This is a genomic window from Desulfitobacterium sp. (assembly GCF_982384815.1).
In genome coordinates, this window is sequence record NZ_CEVWNY010000024.1 from 1 (window position 1) to 19,580 (window position 19,580).

18 protein-coding genes, 1 pseudogene and 1 riboswitch are annotated in these 19,580 nt (G+C 43.6%); of the genes and pseudogenes, 12 read left to right on the plus strand and 7 right to left on the minus strand.

The window, feature by feature from the left end:
* Positions 1-52: 52 nt before the first annotated feature.
* The 8 genes from AC1U9U_RS05890 (at position 53) to AC1U9U_RS05925 (ending at position 7,954) form a co-directional block, all read left to right on the plus strand.
* Positions 53-1,192: a hypothetical protein gene (locus AC1U9U_RS05890; RefSeq protein ID WP_479959624.1), complete on the plus strand. Its 1,140-nt coding sequence runs from the start codon at positions 53-55 to the stop codon at positions 1,190-1,192.
* A 27-nt stretch (positions 1,193-1,219) separates the two neighbouring features.
* Positions 1,220-1,648 carry a hypothetical protein gene (locus AC1U9U_RS05895; protein ID WP_479959625.1) on the plus strand — a complete coding sequence of 143 codons (429 nt, stop codon included), beginning with the start codon at positions 1,220-1,222 and terminating at the stop codon, positions 1,646-1,648.
* 99 nt (positions 1,649-1,747) lie between these two features.
* Positions 1,748-2,038 carry a hypothetical protein gene (locus tag AC1U9U_RS05900; RefSeq protein ID WP_479959626.1) on the plus strand — a complete coding sequence of 97 codons (291 nt, stop codon included), beginning with the start codon at positions 1,748-1,750 and terminating at the stop codon, positions 2,036-2,038.
* Between the two features lie 133 nt (positions 2,039-2,171).
* A complete protein-coding gene (locus AC1U9U_RS05905; protein ID WP_479959627.1) occupies positions 2,172-4,859 on the plus strand; it encodes a molybdopterin-dependent oxidoreductase in 2,688 nt (895 codons plus the stop codon).
* A gap of 26 nt (positions 4,860-4,885) precedes the next feature.
* Positions 4,886-5,521 carry a sulfate reduction electron transfer complex DsrMKJOP subunit DsrO gene (dsrO, locus tag AC1U9U_RS05910; RefSeq protein WP_479959628.1) on the plus strand — a complete coding sequence of 212 codons (636 nt, stop codon included), beginning with the start codon at positions 4,886-4,888 and terminating at the stop codon, positions 5,519-5,521.
* Positions 5,521-6,378 (plus strand): NrfD/PsrC family molybdoenzyme membrane anchor subunit, encoded by an 858-nt coding sequence (nrfD, locus tag AC1U9U_RS05915; protein WP_479959629.1) that lies wholly within the window; start codon positions 5,521-5,523, stop codon positions 6,376-6,378. The genes dsrO and nrfD overlap by 1 nt, the downstream gene beginning before the upstream one ends.
* Positions 6,379-6,516: 138 nt before the next feature.
* Entirely contained in the window at positions 6,517-7,194 is a 678-nt protein-coding gene (locus AC1U9U_RS05920; RefSeq protein WP_479959630.1) for a hypothetical protein, read from the plus strand.
* A gap of 115 nt (positions 7,195-7,309) precedes the next feature.
* Positions 7,310-7,954 carry a hypothetical protein gene (locus AC1U9U_RS05925; protein ID WP_479959631.1) on the plus strand — a complete coding sequence of 215 codons (645 nt, stop codon included), beginning with the start codon at positions 7,310-7,312 and terminating at the stop codon, positions 7,952-7,954.
* Between the two features lie 79 nt (positions 7,955-8,033).
* On the opposite strand, the gene AC1U9U_RS05930 is transcribed toward AC1U9U_RS05925, so the two are convergent.
* From AC1U9U_RS05930 to AC1U9U_RS05960, 7 genes are all read right to left on the minus strand, one after another.
* On the minus strand, positions 8,034-8,795 hold the full coding sequence (locus tag AC1U9U_RS05930; protein WP_479959632.1) for an alpha/beta fold hydrolase: 762 nt from the start codon (positions 8,793-8,795) through the stop codon (positions 8,034-8,036).
* Positions 8,796-8,836: 41 nt separating this feature from the next.
* Complete coding sequence (locus AC1U9U_RS05935) at positions 8,837-10,033, minus strand: thiolase family protein (protein ID WP_479959633.1); 1,197 nt, start codon at positions 10,031-10,033, stop codon at positions 8,837-8,839.
* A gap of 51 nt (positions 10,034-10,084) precedes the next feature.
* Positions 10,085-10,861, minus strand: coding sequence for an enoyl-CoA hydratase-related protein (locus tag AC1U9U_RS05940; RefSeq protein ID WP_479959634.1), 777 nt, complete (start codon positions 10,859-10,861; stop codon positions 10,085-10,087).
* 11 nt (positions 10,862-10,872) lie between these two features.
* A complete protein-coding gene (locus AC1U9U_RS05945; protein ID WP_479959635.1) occupies positions 10,873-11,730 on the minus strand; it encodes a 3-hydroxyacyl-CoA dehydrogenase family protein in 858 nt (285 codons plus the stop codon).
* A gap of 15 nt (positions 11,731-11,745) precedes the next feature.
* The gene (locus AC1U9U_RS05950) at positions 11,746-12,903 is read right to left on the minus strand and encodes an acyl-CoA dehydrogenase family protein (RefSeq protein ID WP_479959636.1); all 1,158 of its coding nucleotides are present in this window, start codon (positions 12,901-12,903) and stop codon (positions 11,746-11,748) included.
* Between the two features lie 28 nt (positions 12,904-12,931).
* Positions 12,932-14,119, minus strand: coding sequence for a CaiB/BaiF CoA transferase family protein (locus AC1U9U_RS05955; protein ID WP_479959637.1), 1,188 nt, complete (start codon positions 14,117-14,119; stop codon positions 12,932-12,934).
* A gap of 127 nt (positions 14,120-14,246) precedes the next feature.
* Positions 14,247-15,485, minus strand: coding sequence for an MFS transporter (locus AC1U9U_RS05960; protein ID WP_479959638.1), 1,239 nt, complete (start codon positions 15,483-15,485; stop codon positions 14,247-14,249).
* A 338-nt stretch (positions 15,486-15,823) separates the two neighbouring features.
* Here AC1U9U_RS05960 and AC1U9U_RS05965 point away from each other — a divergent pair, with 338 nt between their 5' ends.
* From AC1U9U_RS05965 to AC1U9U_RS05980, 4 genes and pseudogenes are all read left to right on the plus strand, one after another.
* Positions 15,824-16,618, plus strand: coding sequence for an IclR family transcriptional regulator (locus tag AC1U9U_RS05965; protein ID WP_479959639.1), 795 nt, complete (start codon positions 15,824-15,826; stop codon positions 16,616-16,618).
* Positions 16,619-16,949: 331 nt separating this feature from the next.
* A riboswitch (glycine riboswitch) is annotated at positions 16,950-17,041 on the plus strand.
* A gap of 182 nt (positions 17,042-17,223) precedes the next feature.
* On the plus strand, positions 17,224-17,523 hold the full coding sequence (locus AC1U9U_RS05970) for an ACT domain-containing protein (protein WP_479959640.1): 300 nt from the start codon (positions 17,224-17,226) through the stop codon (positions 17,521-17,523).
* Positions 17,524-17,539: 16 nt separating this feature from the next.
* Positions 17,540-18,906: pseudogene (locus AC1U9U_RS05975) on the plus strand (DUF711 family protein).
* Between the two features lie 299 nt (positions 18,907-19,205).
* Positions 19,206-19,541, plus strand: a complete 336-nt coding sequence (locus AC1U9U_RS05980; RefSeq protein ID WP_479959641.1) for a cupin domain-containing protein — start codon at positions 19,206-19,208, stop codon at positions 19,539-19,541.
* Positions 19,542-19,580 lie beyond the last annotated feature (39 nt).

A 19,580-nucleotide genomic window follows, 5' to 3' on the forward strand; every position in this document is an offset into this window, starting at 1 on the left:
GAATTAATTGTGGTTACCTGGTCCGTTCATCAAATAAGAAAGGGGTGTATAAATGAAAAGGCTTACAAAAAAGGCTTGTGCAGTAGCACTTGCCACCGTTTTCATGTTGTCAAGTAGTTTCGCTCCGGTTTTGGCAGCAGATGATGCCTTGAGAAAGGCACCAGCTAAAGATGCAGCATTCGTTACTGGCCTCGAAGGCTTCAAAAATGTAACGAGTAAAAACTTACTTGGTAAAGATGTGGGAATGCAAGAAGGTTTAATAATTCGCCAAAGTTACATTGAAAACGGCAAGATTATTATTCCTAAATCAGGGCTTTATTACACAACGCGGACTGGAACGGCAAGGATGCTAACAGGCCACAAGATGACTATTTTGGGTAAAGAGTATACCATTGTTGATACCGCAACTAAGTTAGATGTTGTCGCCGATGTTGATGTTAAGAAAGGTGAATCTGTACCACTTGGTGATGGGTCAAAGCATCTTGAACTATCTAGTATCGGAATCGATGGAAATGGCTTTGAAGCACCTGCAGCAACATTCCAGATTTTAAAACCTTCTGGCAACTATTATGGATCAGATTTCCCGGTGTCTCCAAATGCTAAACTCTTTAATATTACTGAAGGTGTATTGAATGACGGAACAGGGAGAACAACAGGAACATATTTCCCAGGAAAAGACGGCCAGAATTTTCATGTAGAATATTACGGTACAAATGTTGCCGTCAGTGGCCAATCCTATCTAATTTCTGGTGATGTAACTGCCGAAGGGGCTCATGTAAAAGAATTTGCAACTGGAGCCATTGTCTACACCCTCTTGACTGAGAAGCCTGCTGTTGAAATGCTACTCGGAAAAGGGGAGAAAGCAACACTTGGCGATTACACGGTTACCATCACTGAAATTACTAAAGATTCAGCGTCCGTTGAATTAACCTCGAAAGATGGGGTAGTTACTAAAAAAACACTGGGCCCCTTAACCAAAGATAACCGGAAATACTTGCCGGCAGATGAAATAACGCGGAATACTCTTGTTGTAAGACCTGAAAATGATGCCGTACAAGTTCAACTTGATGCATTTCGCGAGCCCTTCAAAGATGGCAAAGTTGCTCTGGTAGGCTATACAGATCTGGTTAAATTTGAAAATCCGGGAACCTGGGCTAGTGACCCACGGTTTATTTCCCGGCCCGATACATGAAGCACCTGTTCTTTACTCATCGAGTTGATGCTCGAAAATAAAGACGAGATCGTACTCGATGCAACCAACAACGTGTTTGTTGGTCCGGACGAATATTTCAAAGTTGTTATCGACGAGTTTGATGGTCAAGTTGTCAAAGCATGGCATGTTGAAGATGCAAACGGAAATAAGACGCCGAACTTAGCCGACCGTGCTCAAGGTAAACACATTGACCTTATGCTCAATGTAAAAAACCGTACTGTAGCACATTTTGTGAGCCGTTACCAGGTTGATCTGCTCACTGAACAACAGGCTCAAATTCAAAAACTATCGGCAACAAATCCTTCAACGGTTCCCGAGGCACCTGCGCCTGCTGCTGGTGAAAGCACCGGTGTTCCTATCAGTGTGACGATTGGAATCGCAGTTGTGGCTATAGCGATTATTGCGTTACAAGCGACAAGGAAAAAAGGCGCCTAAAAGTTAAGCTAACGGCTGTGGAAACCGTGTCTCTACACAGATACGGTTTTCACTCTAATCTCTTAAGCAAGTTGAAATATAATAAGAGGAGAAGAAATCATGATGAGATTTAATCAAAAAGCAATTGTTATATTTATAGCGGCCACTTTAATTTTCGGGCTTACCGGTTGCGGCAGCCAACCTTCCGAGGTACCGAAAAATTCCCAAACTAATAAAGCAACAGAAACCAAACCGGAAGAAGCACAAAAACCAACTGAGACCCCCAAGCCTGAAGGGACGCAAAAGCCGGATGAGACCCAAAAACCCGAGGAACCGGCAAAGCCGGCGGATAAAAACTCTCCTGCTAAACCAGGCGCACCGGCGGTGGAAGAAGAAAACTGTAATTGTTAATCTGCCGGCACCTTTGGGCAGCCATGTATGAAAGCACCTTACTCCCTTTACTAACCGAGGGAGTAAACTTTTTCCTGAACATCCGAAATGCAGTCGGTGATTAATACAACAAGTGCTTAACGGGGGGAAAAGAATGCAAGTAAATCGAAGACAATTCCTTGGATTATCCACCGCCGCAGCCTCGCTGGCTTTAGTTGGTATTGGACTTACTGAAGATGAAATCTTTACGGATGCTGCGAATAATGAAGCGGAGGATGTCTGGATACCGACACACTGCAAAGCCTGTGCGGCAGATAACCGATGTCACCTGCTGGTTCATCGCGTCAACGGCGTGGCAGTAAAAATCGAGGGGAATCCCGCTTCTCCGACAAATCAAGGGCAAAATTGTGCCAAATCAGCCGCAGCCTTGCTGACTCTTTACAACCCTTATCGTGTCAAAAATCCTATGAAGCGAACCAATCCGGAGAAGGGGAGAGGAATCGATCCCCAATGGGTTCAGATCACTTGGGAAGAAGCAATCTCGACAATTTCCGAGAAGCTTAAGCAAGTCCATGAGGAAGACCCCCGCAAGTTCGTGTTTCTGGCAGGACATGCGGCGAGCTTAAATATGAATACAGAACAAGATTTTGCCGATGCTTTTGGCACTCCCAATGTTATTGTCGCCGGAACCTCAGTTGGTTGTGGTGGTTCCAGCAGCCCTATCAACAAGATTGTAAATGGTGCAGGTCAGGCAAGGGCTGATTTACTGTACTGTAAATACTTTCTTAATTTAGGCGCTAACTCTCAACAAGGTGGTAAAGGAAACAGCGAAGAGGTTAATGCCTTTGTCGATGCCCGAATTCGGGGGCTCAAAGTCGTTAACGTTACCCCTATTCTAAGTCCGTCTCTGGCAAAAACGGATGAATGGGTTCCGATTGTGCCAGGAACAACAGGTTATTTTTTGTTGTCGATGATAAACGTCATTCTTAATGAGTTGGCAACCTATGACCAGGAGTACTTGTTAAAAAGGACCAATTCACCGTACTTAGTGGGAGAAGATAATTTATACTTGCGTAATGACGAGCAGCATGAGGACGAAGTGCGCGGCTTAAAGCTTGGCAAACCTCTTATCTGGGATCTTGCCGATCAACAGGCAAAAGCCTTTGATGATCCAACTGTTCAAAAACCGGCCCTGGATGGGACGTTTACAGTTGATGGGAAAAGCTGTAGAACTGCCTTTTGTTCACTAAAAGAGCACGTTAAAGATTACACACCGGAAAAAGGAGCAGAAATTACGGGTATCTCAGCAGCTACCGTACGTCGCCTGGCAAAAGAATGGGTCGAACATGCCGAAATCGGAAACACCATAACCTTAGGAGATCTGACTTATCCGTATCGGCCGGTAGCGATAATATCCGAGCAAGGCTCAAAATGCCATGTTGATAATTATATGGTTGTTCATGCCGCCAAAATTTTGTCTCTTATCGTGGGAGCGGCAGAAGTTCCTGGTTCGGCGAAAAGTGCAGGGATACCATCTTATAAAATCAATCCCGTCGATGGGGTTACCACTTCTGAGGAATTCGCCTATGTTCCTCTTAAGAAGAATCCTGATCATCTTTCTTTGGTTGAACACTCACCAATACCGGGATCTTCTACAGGCTTAGCCTGGCTGACCTTATCAGATCCCAAATCCCATGGATTCGACTATACTCCGGAGGTTCTGGGAATGTGGGGAGGAAATCCCCAATCCCTGCTGGGAGACTTTGAACGTGTCAATGCGATCATGAAGAGCTTTCCGTTCACGTTTGCAATTTCTTATGAGTTTGATGAGCCCACTGAATTTGCCGATATTTTATTACCTGAGAGCAGTTGGCTGGAACGTTATGGATTAAGTAGTTATGTCCCTAGAACATCCTTCACCGATGTGTTCCAAGAAAAGGGGAATTACGGTTGGGCTCTTCAGCAACCGGTTTTAGAAAAACCAATTTATAATACAAAAGAAGGCAATCAAATCATTCTTGAACTGAGTGAAGCATTAGGTATTCTAAGAGGCAAAGACGGTGTGCTGGCGCGGCTCAACTCAAGCTTAGGGTTAAAGGGTGATTACCAACTTGACACGACCAAGACGTATACATGGGAGCAAGTCACGGAATTAATGTGTCTTGCAAAAACCGGCGGTCAATACGATCTTGATTGGTTTAAGAAGAACGGAATTGCGGCTTATGATATATATGATATAAAAAACTACTATGGCTATAGTAAATACCCACAAGCAAGACTTCCCATTTACCTTGAAGAATTCGCCTCTCATCGAATTCGGTTGGCAAAGGAATTCGCGGGAAAAGGAATAGTTCGTAAGCCAGGTAATGACTCTGTTTTAAAGCAGTTTACACCTCTTCCATATTGGGAACCCCATCCGGAACATAAAGCTGCGCAGGAATTTGACCTTTATTGCATCAATTATAAAAATATGCAGCATCATTTCGCCTGTAATATTGGCAACGGCTGGCTTATGGAACTTACTGAAGATCAAGATCCCTACTCCCTAAATATAATGATCAATGCGCTTACTGCCGAAGAACGAGATTTGAAGGATGGGGACATTATTGAGATTGAATCCTTTATGGGGGGAAAGATAGAGGGAAAAGTGAAAACCACCCATCTTATTCATAAGGAAGTCCTTGGCATTGCCGGCGCTTATGGGATTCGGGCGTCTAACTTTAACCCTGAAACTAAACGAGGTCCTGCCTTTGGTGACTTGCTCAAGCTTTCGGAAGAACTTTTCAGCCCCTTGAAAATCAACCTTGATCGAGATGTTAAAGTAAAAATCCGGAAGGTATAACGCCAAAGTAAATGGAGGGAAACATAATGGCTCGCTATGGAATGCTGATTGACTTAAGACGATGTGTCGGCTGTTTCGCCTGCGTTATGGCGTGTAAAGCTGAGCATGCAACCCCCAAAGGAGTGACTTGGAACCGGGTAATTGTAAAAGAAAAAGGAGATTATCCGGAGGCACGGATGTCCTTTACCCCAGTTCTATGCAATCATTGCTCAAACCCCCCTTGCTTACAGGTCTGCCCTACCGGTGCGACAGCTAAACGCCCGGATGGTATTGTCACGGTAAACCAGAAGATATGCATTGGCTGCCAGTACTGCGTGGTAGCTTGTCCATATCAAGCAAGAAGCTTTAATAAGAAGTCGGAAGGATATTTCCACGAATATGGTCTAACACCTTATGAGCAACAAGGATATAAGCAACATCTAAAGGGAACTCCGGGGAAGTGTAATTTTTGTTATGAACGGGTAGACCAAGGATTAGATCCAGCCTGTACTGTCAGCTGTCCGGGGGGTGCCCGAATTTTTGGGGACTTAGATAATCCCCAAAGCAAAATCTCTACCCTCTTACGTGAGTATGAAACCTTTCAGCTTGCAAAGGATCAGGGAACCGGTCCGACCGTGTATTATATACCTGATTATAAAACAGCGGAAGGGGTGGACGGCTGATGCATCCTCAACAAGTGTGGCATGATCTTGTCGTTTGGTATCTCTTTTTGGCGGGGACGGGAGCTGGGATTTACCTGATTGCCATTGGGAATAAATTATTGCGTAAAGACACCTCCCTACAGAATATTGGGTATTTCTGGGGTCCTGCTTGCGTTGCCGTGGGAACGGGCTTTTTACTGCTTGATTTAGGAAGACCTTTGGCGGCCCCCTTAGCCGTACTTAGACCATTTTCCTCAATGATCTCGATTGGGACGATTATCCTATCTCTATTCTTAGTATTAGGTTTGATGCAAATAATTCAAAATCTATACCGCAAAAAGAACTCACCCGGTTACTTAGATTGGATAGGTTTTTGTCTGGCGATAGGAACAGCAACCTACACCGGGCTTTTGTTAGGAGTGGTTAAAGCGATTCCGTTCTGGAATAACCCTATTCTTCTCCCGATACTATTCTTGGCCTCAGCTCTATCCTCGGGAATTGGCTTTGTACTCCTTATCCTTATCGTAACTAAAAAAATTAACAAGGAACAAATTACCCATACCCTAAGTTCAATTGTTAAACTCGATATTGGTCTGATACTTGGTGAGCTAATCATGCTCAGCTTAATTCTTTATCTTTCAAATCTAGAAGGTGGAGCGGCAGCAAGTAGTGTCGCGTTTCTTATCAAAGGATTTCTCGCACTTCCGTTTTGGGGGTTAGTTATTGGCGTGGGGCTGTTGCTGCCTTTGCTGCTCGAAACATTTGTTCATACTCATAAAGAAGGTATCTTGTTGATTTGTGCCCTTGCACTTCTTGTTGGAGGAATTGCGTTACGGTATTCAATAGTTTTTGCAGGAGCATTTGTCCCGTTTATCTAATGTAGCCCCATAAGTTGGAAAGTAAACAACGTCAGAATTAGACATCCCCTTGCGTCTAATAAGACAGTTAGCTAACAAGATGGGTATCCAGTCTAAATTATTACTCAGATTCAAAACACATAACGGAGGGGACTTTTAATGTTTAAATTAGCAAAAACACTTATTCTCGGCGTGTGCTTAACTCTTGGTTCAGCAAGTGCGGTATACGCAAGTGATAGTTTGATAGCGGAAAAGGCTAATGATAGTTCATTAACTGTTGCCAGCATCATGGTGGCTCCGGATGCGCCTGTTTCAAGTCCTGCTTACCCCGGTCAGGAAATCGATCCCGACCTGCTTAAATTACAACAGCAAATTGACCAATTTGTATTTGAACAACACCGGGGCGAGTTTGCCGATCAAGGATTTTCCGTGACGCATACGGGACCGATGAAGGATTATGTAGAGATTGGCATCCAGCCATATAGTGACCAAAGTGCCGAATACCTTTACAGCATGTTTGGCAAGGAAAAAGTGAAAGTGGTTGAAGGGCAGCTCGCATCAACTTTAGCCGCAGATATCGGTAGGGCGGAGCCGGCTCTCTTAAGGGCTGAATTGCCTGCTTCAGATGTGGAGAGTGATGGTGAGGTTAAGGCTAATGTGGTTTCCGATGATGTTGATAAAACTGCGGAGATCAGCATTACTTCCGCGGAGGATAGCAAAGGAGCTGAGGCCGGAAACGAAAAAACTAGTAATGCACTACTCTACGGTATCGGTGCTGTGGCTGTTCTTGGTGTCGGAGTTGTTGGTCTAAAGGGGTTGCGTTCTAAGAGTAAATAATATTCGGTGGGCTGGATAGAAGTATTATTTGGTAACTTTGCCTAATCGAAAAGAGTAATAGAAACTTTTAATGGGGATACTCTCTTTTAGAAAGATGTATTTGAGGTGAAAAAGTTTGAAGAAAAAATTATGCATTATTTTTGCTTCTGTGCTCTTACTCTCAGGATGCGGGGCGAGTGGGACCCAGAATCAAGATAAGAATATGAATCTGGATAAACCGGGTCAGCAAGTAGAAACGAATATACCAGGTAACACAGACCAAGGTCAGCCGACTCCGGGAAATGAGCAAGACAACAAGGATGATCAGCGGGCAAGTCTGGGGAAAATTCATCTGGGAGATCCCTTTAGCCAAGTGGAACAGATCTTGGGCAAAGATTACAAAGAGACTCTTTATGAAGAACCCGGCCATTTTCCGGAAGCCTGGTACAGTCGAGAGTATACTAAAGGTATTAAATTTGTTGTCGGCAAGGACTCAGGTAAAGTTCTTGAGATTGATACGGTAGCAGGTGATTTTCCCACTAATCTTGGTATCAAAGTAGGGGACACTGCCGAAAAGATTTCCCAACAATATGGTAAGAGATATAAGTCTTTTGAAAGCAGACATGGAGACGGACCTCTGGAAGGCTTTTACCAACTTGAAGAGGATTTAGTCATGATTTTTGATTATGATAAGAATGATGACCAACTTCTCAATAAGAATGTCAAACCGGATTCCAAGGTGGAGATGATACGGCTGACCCGGTCTAATTACCTAGACTAAAACTTAACCACAAAACGCACCCTTTTAGGGTGCGTTTTGGCTGTTGGTGTCGTGTATGCACAAGTATCGTCAAAATGCTTTAGGTTAGAGTATGCATGAAATCGATTATCGCCTTATTGACTGCTTCCGGTTGTTCGATCATAGACATATGGCCTGCATCTGGAATGCGAATGAGCAATGACTGAGGCATTTGGTGAGAAAGATATTCAGAATACTTAATCGGCGTCATTCGGTCCTCCTCTCCGCAAAGAACCAAAGTAGGCAGAGTAATTTTTTGAACGTTATCCATTAAATTAAAGTTATTACAGGCCTGAAAATCTGCCAATAAAACCTGAGTTGGGACAGTTTTCATTTCTGCGGCCGCCCGCTCCAAGATCGCTGGATCAGTCTTAGGAGAATAACTATATTTTATATTCTCTAGAGGATGTTCTCCCCGAGACAAACTTTCTAGTGTTGCCGGGTTCACCCTCAACCTCCCGCCGCTGTCAACAATTATCAAGCCTTTTAGACAATCCGGATAGGTTAAGGCGAACTCCATTACAATCGCGCCACCCATGGAATGCCCGGTTATGACAAAAGACTCCAGTTCTATCGCTTGGACAAATTCCCATATGCATTCTTTATAGGCCTGTATGGAATTAAATGCTTCACCTTTCGAAAGTCCATGACCAGGAAGATCGAGAGCTATCAGATGATAATCCTTGATACCGGATAGTTGATTTGCCCATCTGCCTCCGGTTCCTCCAGCACCATGCACAAATAGGATGGTTGGTCTATCTGGCATATATATATTTTTTTGCTGGTAATAAATATTTTTTCCTTGAACTTCAATATACGGCATTTTTCTCTCCTTGTTTATGGAGCATTTTTAAAGACAAATAATTACTCAATATTCTCGATAATCATTGCCAGACCTTGACCTCCGGCAATGCAAAGGGTTGCCAATCCATACCGGGCATAACGGCGTTTTATCTCATGTAAAAGGGTAACGACTATACGAGTTCCCGAATTGCCAATAGGATGGCCGAGGGCGATAGCTCCCCCGTTAACATTAACCTTATCGGTACCTAAACCCAGTTCCTTTAATACAGCTAAAGATTGAGCAGCAAATGCCTCATTTAATTCAATTAGATCAAGATCATCCAGCGTAAGGCCCGCTCTAGCCAAAGCCTGCCGAGTAGCTTCTACAGGGCCGATGCCCATAAGGTCCGGCGAAACACCTGAAACCCCTTCCGAAACAATTCGGGCCAAAGGCTTAATTCCCAAAGTTTGGGCTTTATCAGCGGACATCAAGACTAACGCGGACGCGCCATCATTGCGGCCGGAAGAATTTCCGGCGGTTACAGTGCCATCCTGTTTGAAAGCTGGTTTTAAGTCGGATAATGCTTCCATAGTTGTTCTTCGGGGATGTTCATCGACGGAAAAATAGGCGGCTTGCCCTTTGCGCTGAGGTACTGGAAAAGGAACAATCTCATCCTTGAATTTACCGGATTCAATTGCGGCAAACGCTCTTTCTTGACTCTGTAAAGCAAATTCATCTTGTTCTTGCCTGCTGATATTATATTTAACCGCTAAATTCTCAGCCGTCATCCCCATTGTCAGCTCCCCGTAGATTTCTGAAGGTTGCGAACGGGGCTGGCTTTCTGTATTAGGGTCAAGAAATAAAATATTTCCTGCTTTGGCACCGTAACGTATTTGACGGCTATAGTAGGGTGCTGTACTCATCGACTCGACTCCACCGGCGATTAGAATATTATTCAACCCCAGAGCAATTTGGTGTGAACCATTCAGAATAGCCTGAAGTCCAGACCCGCACTGCCGGTGCACTGTATAACCCGGAACTTCCACAGCCAGCCCTGCTTTAAGTGCGCTCAAACGGGCAATATTTGGATTATCGGCACTCTGCTTACCATGGCCGAATATTACTTCTTCTATATCGTTACCGATATCTTTACCGGTTCGTTTTATAGCTTCTCTAATTACAAAAGCAGCTAAATCCTCCGGCAAAATATCCTTAAGTGCTCCTCCAATTCGTCCTACAGCGGTACGAGCTGCAGATACAATTACGACATCCTTCAAGTGGATTCCTCCTTATATTCAGCTCTTACTCTACGGGGTTAAGGATTATTATTATCTTCCCATATAATTGGGTGATCTTTTTTCTAAAAAGGCACTCAGGCCCTCATTATGGTCCTCTGTCCCAAACACCACTGTCTGGGCAAGTCTCTCCATATATAAGCCTGAATTTAGGTCTGTATTACTGCCGGCGTTGATGACCGCTTTTGCAAAACGAACTGCGAGCGGGCCTTTTTGCAGAATCGATTTTGCCATGTCCTTAGCCGCATTAAGTGATTCTCCTCTTGCCACAACCTTATTTACAAGCCCAATACGCAAAGCCTCAGCGGCATCAATTATTGAGCCGGTAAGAATAAGTTCCTTGGCTTTTCCTATTCCTACTAAGCGAGTCAAGCGCTGTGTACCACCTGCTCCGGGTAAAATTCCAAGATTTAGTTCCGGTTGTCCAAGTTTAGCATTTTCCGCTGCAATGCGCAGGTCACATGCTAAGGCAAGCTCACATCCCCCGCCTAAGGCAACACCATTAATCGCTGCAATCGTGACTTTTTCCATTGATGCTAAACGATTGAGGACAAATTGATTTTCGTTGAGATATGTTTCTAAAATTGTACGTTCTTTTAGGGCAGCTATATCGGCTCCGGCGACAAAGGCCTTTTCTCCGCCGCCTGTAAAGATGACCACCTGAATTGACTCTTCATTTTCGACCCATTTGATGACTTCATCTATATCCCTAACTGTCTGCCGATCTAGGGCATTCCGTACGGCAGGGCGATTAATAGTCACTATCCCAATCCCTTGATCAACCTCAAGGATAAGATTTTGGAATTCCACGATCATACCCCCTATTTATCTGTATAGTCGTAAACGCCTTTCCCAACTTTACGTCCTAAACGACCGGCATTTACATACTTGACCATTAGCGGAGCGGGTTTATACTTTTCGCCGAGCGTTTGGTGAAGATACTCTAAAATCTTTAAGCGAACATCTAATCCTATGAGATCAACCATTTCAAAAGGCCCCATGGGATGATTTAAACCGAGTTTAATGGCTTTATCGATATCTTCCGGCGTACCAAGTCCTTGCTCAAGCATAATGAAGGCTTCATTGCCGATCATGGCGTTGATTCTCGATGTAACAAAACCGGGATATTCATTGATCTTTACCGTTTCCTTACCCATTTGATGGCAAGCAGCGGCCGAAATTTCATAGGTTTCCGCTGATGTTTCCAGAGCACAGATAATTTCGACCAATTTCATCATGTGTACCGGGTTGAAGAAGTGGAGGCCAATAACTTTCTCAGGCCTTTTTGTAGCAGCGGCAATTTCTGTGATGCTCTTCGCTGAGGTATTGGTGGCGAGAATTGTGTGAGCTGGACAAAAGGAATCTAACTTTGCAAAAATCTCCAACTTTAATTCTGTAATCTCGGGTACTGCCTCAATTACTAAGTCTACATCTTTAACTGCTTCTTTTAAGTCGGTTACGCAATGGATATGAGCTAAAGCCGCTTCTTTTGCTTCGGGTGTTACTTTACCGCGTTCAACACCCTTTTGCATATTACCTTCAATTATTTTTAAGGCGTTAGCCAAGACCTCTTCACTAACATCCTGCATGTTAACGTCAAAACCACCAAGAGCGCAAACATGTGCAATTCCTCTGCCCATTGTTCCGGAACCAATAACAGCAACTTTATTTACATTCATTTTTATACACTCCTCCTATTGAATATACTCATATTCTTTTAATAACTGGGCACTGATGATGTTCTTTTGAATTTCGGAAGTGCCTTCATAAATTCTGGTAATCCGAGCATCGCGATAATACCGTTCGAGTGGAAAATCCTTCATATATCCCATGCCGCCAAAAATTTGCAACGCCTTATCCGCAACACGGCAATAGGCTTCGGATGCAAAGTATTTTACGGTAGCGGCGTCCTTAATTACTTTCATTCCCTGATCAACCATCCATGCTACCTTATAGGTTAGTGCCCTCGTCGCCTGAATATCGACCTCCATATCGGCTAACATATGTGAAATAGCTTGGAAAGAAGCAATCATTTTACCGAACTGTACCCTTTGTTGAGCGTATATAGTGCTAAGTTCCAGCAACTTCTGCATAGAACCGAGATTTCTAGCTGCCATCCCTGCCCGGCCGTTCGCTAAGATTTTTAGGGCATTGACATATCCCTTACCTTCCTGACCCAAGATATTTTCCGCAGGAACTTCGCAGTCTTCAAAAATGATCTCTGCCGTATGTGATCCTCTTAAGCCCATCTTACGTTCTACAGTACCAATGCTAAATCCGGGGAAGTCTTTTTCCACGATAAAGGAGGTAATTCCTTTAGCCCCCATAGACTTATCGGTTGCTGCCATTACAGTAAATACCGAGGCTTCAGTTGCATTTGTAATGAAGTGTTTTGTTCCGTTGAGGATGTACTTATCCCCCTTACGCACCGCGGTTGTCTTAAGATTCGAAGCTTCTGAACCGGCTCCGGGTTCAGTCAAAGCAAAGGCACCAATTTTATCCCCAGCCGCTAAATCAGGCAGGTATTTCTTCTTTTGTGCCTCATTGCCCATTTCAACAATCCCAACAGTCCCGATACCGTTGTGGGCGCCAATTAAGGTCGTGAACCCATTCGCTGTTCTGCCTAGTTGTTCAAATATTAAACATTTACTAACCATATCCATCCCGGTGCCGCCATATTCTTCAGGAATGCTTAAGCCAAACAACCCCATATCCTTTGAGGTTTCGATAATGTTCCCAGGAATCAGGTCTTCTTCATCTATTTTCTGGGCAACTAAATCAACTTCATTATCTACAAAATCCTTAACCGTTCTAACAATTAGCTCTAAATCTTGATCAATACTAAAATCCATAATCTTTTCTCCCCTCTATTCCTACGTGCTAAATAATTCCCTTTTCCCTTAAAGTCTCAATGCCACTCATACTGTAGCCCAAATGCTTCAAAACTTCATTAGTGTGTTGTCCCAACAAAGGGGGAGCTATTCTGACCGAACCAGGAGTATCCGAAAGGGTGTAAGGAATTCCTAATACCTTTAACATGCCAACCGTGGGATGTTCTATCTCCTGAATCATTCCTCGATGCACTACTTGAGGTTCTTGTAAAACCCGGGCGATATCGTTAATGGGACCTCCTGGAACACCGGCTTGCTTTAGCTTTTCGGTGAGTTCCTTGGTCGTAAGGGTTTTTGTCACTTCTGTCATCCGAAAAATGAGTTCAGTTCGATTTTTTACCCTATCGGCATTAAGGGCAAACTTAGGATGCTCTTTAAGTTCGTCCAGGCCAATTGCATCACACATTTTCCGCCAAAGCCAGTCATTGGGAACCGCAATAATGGCATAACCATCTTTGGTTTCAATTGCATTATATGGAGCCAGGCTAGGATGTCCTGAGCCCATTCTTTGCGGGGATTTGCCTGTGGCCAATACACCTTGTGCTAAGTAGACTTGCAGAGAAACGATCGATTCCAGAAGTGAAGCTTCGACATATTGGCCCTCGCCTGTTTTTTCTCTAGCCCAAAGGGCCATCATCACACCGAGAGCAGCATATAGACCCGTCGTAAGGTCTACAATTGAGAAACCAACCCTAACCGGGGGACGGTCTGGTTCGCCGGTGACACTCATTAACCCGCCAAAGGCTTGTAAAACGAGGTCATAGGCCGGTTCATCCGCCATTGGACCTGTTCTTCCATAACCGCTCACGGCACAATAAACAAGTCTTGGATTGATTTTTTTTAATTCTTCATAACCTAAGCCGAATTTCTCCATAGTCCCATTGCGAAAGTTTTCAATTAATACATCCGCTTCAAGCACAAGCTTTTTGACGATTTCCTGACCTTCTTTAGTTTTAAGGTTTAAGGTCATTGCCCGCTTGTTCTTATTCAGACTCATAAAGTAGCAACTTTCGCCCCCCTGAGTAGGAGGAACATAGCTTCTTGTCTCATCGCCAAGTCCTGGTTGTTCTACCTTGAGCACATCTGCCCCCATATCTGCCAGCAGCATGCTGCCATAGGGCCCGGCCAAAGTGCGCGAAAGTTCTAAAACCTTTATTCCTTCGAGCGGTCCATTCATATTTCTCCTCCCCAAAACAGTAATTATCATAATCGGAACGTAATCCCGTTAATGGAACGTTAAGTTTAAAAAAATATATAGTATTTTGGAAGTGGGTAGGTTGACCCACTTCCAAAAGTCAACTTTTTTACATTGCTGGTTTTTGCTCTGTAGAATAAGGGTTATACATTTTTTCTTTAACGAATAATGCAGGGATTATACCTGTTAAGGCATACGATATACCCAAGAGCCCAAGTCCAAAACCGATTGAATGTGTTTCAGCAACCATGCCAATAATCACCGGTGCCATCGCTGCACCTGCTCTTCCGATATTATAAGCACCACCTACGGCTGTCCCCCTAACATCAGTAGCAAAGCTTTCCGTCATGAATGTTGCATTTACGGCGTAAGGCATACCATATAAGAACCCGAAAATTGTAAGCAGGAGGACAATGTTACCAGGAGTATGGTAGAGAATAATAAAGGGTAAGAATAATGCTGTGAGCAGGCCACCTGTTACATACATTGCTTTCCGACCGAGCTTATCAGCTAACCAACCGGTTACCATTTTGCCAATAATCATAGCGGTATATGTTCCAACTAAGTAACTTGTCATAGTTTTAAAGTTAAAGTTTAATTCACTGACTAAGTAAGTTGGTAGCCAGGAACCTACGCCATAATAACCAAACTGCAAGAAGGTAGAAGTAAGGCTCCAAATGAGGAAGGGTACGAGTATCTTACGGTCAGTAAGGATTGTCTTCCATTCGCCCCGCCGTCTAACTACCGATTCCTTGGTCGCTGTTTGCCATCCCGCGGGTTCGGGTATAAAACGCCTCATAATAATGGCCAAGATGACTGGCGCCAAGGCTATCATGAATAGCGGACGCCAACCGTAGCTTGGGAGAATGGCACCTGCCAATAAGGCGGCAACCAAGTAACCGACTGACCAACCGGCTTGAACAGTACCAAGTATGGTTGTTCTTTTTTCTGTTGGCACGTATTCCGACATTAGGGTGTTGCACACCACATATTCTGCCCCTAAGCCTAATGCAGAGATGAAGCGAACAATGGCAAATTGCCAGTAAGTTTGCGTGAAGGCAAGAATAAATGTACCGATTGAAAAGACAATAATGGTCCAGGCAACAGTTTTTACCCGGCCTATACGGTCAGCTAACCAGCCACCGAAAAAACCACCAATAGCCATCCCTATTAAGGAATAAGTACTGAGTGCACCGGCTTGGGTTTTAGTGATCTGAAAATCGCTCATTAAATGGGTTAAACTTAAAGATAGAAATTGTAAATCCATCCCATCTACCAATAAACCAATGAAGGAAGAGATAAAGACCAAAATCCATATTTTGTTAGTCCTATTGTTGGCTTGCACCATAAAGTAACCTCCTCAATTTCTTTATAGTTCACTCCTAATCCCTCATGATTTCCACTCTTTTTTCTCTTTAGATAATTCCTCAATTTTATACTATCTATAAAGGGGTAAGTGCTTGGTTAATATCACCTCTTTCCGGATAAAGTTCAATTTGGATATTGTTCCGTATATGGAACGATATTCCTCAATTTGAACAATGATATACACAAAACTTTTTTTAGTCAATACACTTTCTGAATTTTCCGAAGATTAATTTTATTTCGGAATAATTCTATTGCTTACATGGATTACTCGGTTTATAATTGGTCTAAAAATCTCCCAACAATTAGGAGGAAAAGAATATGGAAGTTGCCAAGCAACGATCCGAGGTTCCAGCTGTTCAAGCAGCAATCCGGATTCTTGAGTATCTCAGTCGATATAAATATAAAAACAGTACATTATCGGAAATTGCCAAGAATTTAGAAATTAATAAAAGCACCTGTCACCGGATTTTAAAGGTTCTAGAGGACTATCACTTCGTTTTTTATGAGCAGGAGACAAAAAAATATAGCCTTGGCTCTTATCTCATAGTGCTGGGTTCAAGGGCTTCAGAATTCACCAATTATTTAGACATGATAAAACCAATATTAAAATGGCTTTGTGCTGAAACAGAACAAACCTGTGTATTATTGGAACCCATTGCGGACTATAAGCTAATGTACGTAGCCAAAGAGGAGCCCAATTTTCCCGTTAGAGTAACTGTTAATGTCGGGCAACACTTTCCGTTGACAAGTGCTTCTTTTGGCAAATGTTATTTAGCCTTTTTAGACCAAGCGGAAGCGGAGCAGCGTATTAAAAAAATTGGCTTTAAGCAATTTACCAGTAAGTCAATTACAAATTTAAAACAGTTCAAATTGGAGTTAGCGAAAGTACGCCAACACGGTTATGCGGAAAGTTTCGATGAGCATACAGTAGGCGTATACGGCATTTCTGCGCCGATTTTTAACGAGAATATGGATATAGTTTTCGTGGTAGGCTGTGTCGGCCTATCCCAACAATTAAATTCTCCTTCCAAGGATCATTGTGCTAAGCAAGTAGTCGAAGCAGCTAAAAAAATAACGAGATTGATAGGCGGTCGTATGCCCAAAAATCTATAAACGGGCTATTTTTTTTAATTCAGGCTAAACTTGAAGAACTTATCTCGATATTTTGTGAATCTTAGCAAAGTTCCTATAACTAGCTCTTTAGGACAAATCGGATAAAAGAAAGATGTAATGACTTACTCCTGCTTAAATGAGAGCAGGGCTATTGCAAAGCGATCAGAATAGTTCAAAAAAGTAGTTTTGTGACGTCCCTTTTCTTTAAAAATAAACAGAAGGTTCATTCTAGAGTTTACAACTCCCCAAGATTGTGTATATAATACTTTAGAAGTTAATAAGGCTGGATGATCTTTTCAGGAGGTATGTTAAGCCATGGCCGACTGGAAAAGGACAGGACTCTGGAGAGTTCCGCAAGGACGCCGAAGGGGCAAGACAGCTAAAACTGTTCAATCTCTCAGGCAAAAGGACAGAGAATTTAAGCGTGTTGAATGTATGCCATGATGAATGACATATGGCTACAAAGATTCGCCTAAAATTTCGTTCGCCGGAGTCAAGCTTAATTTGACTCTTTTTTATTTCCTGGAGGAATGCGTGAAGGATCTTATAATTTACTCATTGCGGGAAAAATGAAAAGAATTAAGAAAAGAAAAGGGGTAAGGAAAATGAACTTTGAAAATGCTAACGAAACCTCCAATCGCGTGATCATCTCTATTTTAGGTAAGGACCAGATCGGAATTATCGCTTGGCTGACCGGGCGTTTGGCGGAGAAGTCTATCAATGTACTCGATCTTAGCCAGACTATCCTGCAAGGATTCTTCACCATGATCATGATCGTAGATGTGACCCAAGCCACCATTTCTTTAGGGGATCTCACCAAGCAATTGCAAAATGAGGGAGAAGCCCGGGGCTTGAGGGTCAATGTCCAGCATGAAGATATCTTCTCCTTCATGCATCGGATATAAGGAGGTCGAATTAATTATGAAAATGCATATCGCACCTCATGAAATTCTGCAAACCATCGAGATGGTGGAAAATGAGAACCTGGATATCCGTACAATTACCATGGGAATCAGCTTGCTGGATTGTGCCGGAGATGATATCCGGCAAGTAGAGCAAAAAATTTATGATAAAATCACCCGCAAAGCCGAGCACTTGGTAAAGGTAGGGGAGGGTCTTGCCTCCCGTTATGGGATTCCTATTGTTAACAAAAGGGTTTCCGTAACACCGGTTGCTCTCTTAGGTTCCAACTTTAATCCTGAGGAAATGGTTAGATTGGCTAAGTCCCTAGATAAGGCAGCTAAGGCAGTAGGAGTCAATTTCTTGGGGGGATTTTCCGCCCTTGTTCAAAAAGGCTTGACCAAAGGGGACCGGGCCTTGATTGAGGCGATACCACAAGCATTATCCGAAACGGATATGGTCTGTTCCTCAGTAAATATAGGCTGCACCAAGTCCGGCATCAATATGGATGCAGTTCTAAAAATGGGTGAAGTGATCCTGGAGTGTGCCCGCCGAACTGCGGAGCAGGATGGAATCGCTGCAGCAAAATTAGTAGTCTTTTGCAATGCTCCGGAGGATAATCCCTTTATGGCCGGGTCCTTCCATGGAGTGGGCGAGCCGGAAACAGTGATCAATGTGGGGTTAGCGGCCCCGGTGTTGTCGCTCATGCTGTAAAGAAGAACCCCCAAGCGGATTTGGGGGAGCTGGCTAATCTAATTAAGCGAACGGCTTTTAAAATTACCCGGATGGGTGAATTGATCGGTCGCGAGGCTTCAAAAGAGTTGAAGGTACCTTTTGGTATCGTGGATCTGTCCCTTGCTCCCACGCCGGCGGTTGGAGATAGTGTAGCGGAAATCATAGAGAATATGGGCTTCGAGCGTTGCGGAGCTCATGGGACTACAGCGGCCTTGGCTTTACTTAACGATGCGGTAAAAAAGGGAGGAGCAATGGCCTCTTCTCATGTGGGGGGATTGAGCGGGGCTTTTATCCCGGTCTCGGAAGATGCGGGAATGATCCAAGCAGTGGAGCTGGGGGCGCTAAGCATCGATAAGCTGGAGGCTATGACCTGCGTTTGCTCGGTGGGCTTAGACATGATTGCCATTCCGGGGGATGTAGAACCGGAGACCATTGCCGGAATCATCGCTGATGAAGCGGCTATTGGCATGATTAATAAGAAGACAACTGCGGTACGGGTAATACCGGCCATCGGCAAAAAAGTCGGGGACCGAGTGGAATTCGGGGGACTTCTTGGCGGTGCTCCGGTGATTAAGCTTAATCCCTTTTCGTCCCGCGAGTTTATCCGTCGCGGCGGTAGAATTCCTGCCCCGATTACCAGCTTGTCTAACTAAGCAAGATCCTTCGTCATACTTCCTCAGGATGACATTGAGTTAAACTTGCATGCTTCTTTAGGGCGACAATAATAACATGGGTCTGTCAAACTAATATCTAAGCCTGTCAAACTAATATCTAAGCCTGTCATACTATATTTAAACCTGTCATACTGAGCGGTAGCGAAGTATCTTGACCAAGAATCTATACCCGAATTTATAAAGGGGTTAAAATTATTCCAATCACATTTTTTTGGGGTTGCTCGGGGTAGAATAAGTCATAAGCAAATTACCGAATTGAGATAAAGGGGGATTATCTTATGACTCAGATTATGAAAAATATTGAGTTCTCCAAGGTATTGGACTTAAGGGAGCTGATTACCTATCAACCGGGACAAGTGATTAGCCGGACCATTGCCCAAAACTCTATCGTCAGTATTACCTTATTCTCCTTGGATGAAGGTGAAGGGATTAGCACCCATAAGACTTCCGGCGATGCCATGGTCCAGATTCTAGATGGAGAAGCTGAGATTACTATCGGTGAGGAAGTTTTCAACGTAAAAGCGGGGGAAACCCTCATTATGCCATCGGATATTCCCCATGGGTTAGAAGCTCGCCAACGTTTTAAAATGTTGTTGACTGTTATAAAGTATTAAGACTTGGGAGTATAGAATCTAACCTTTAGGCAAAAAGGC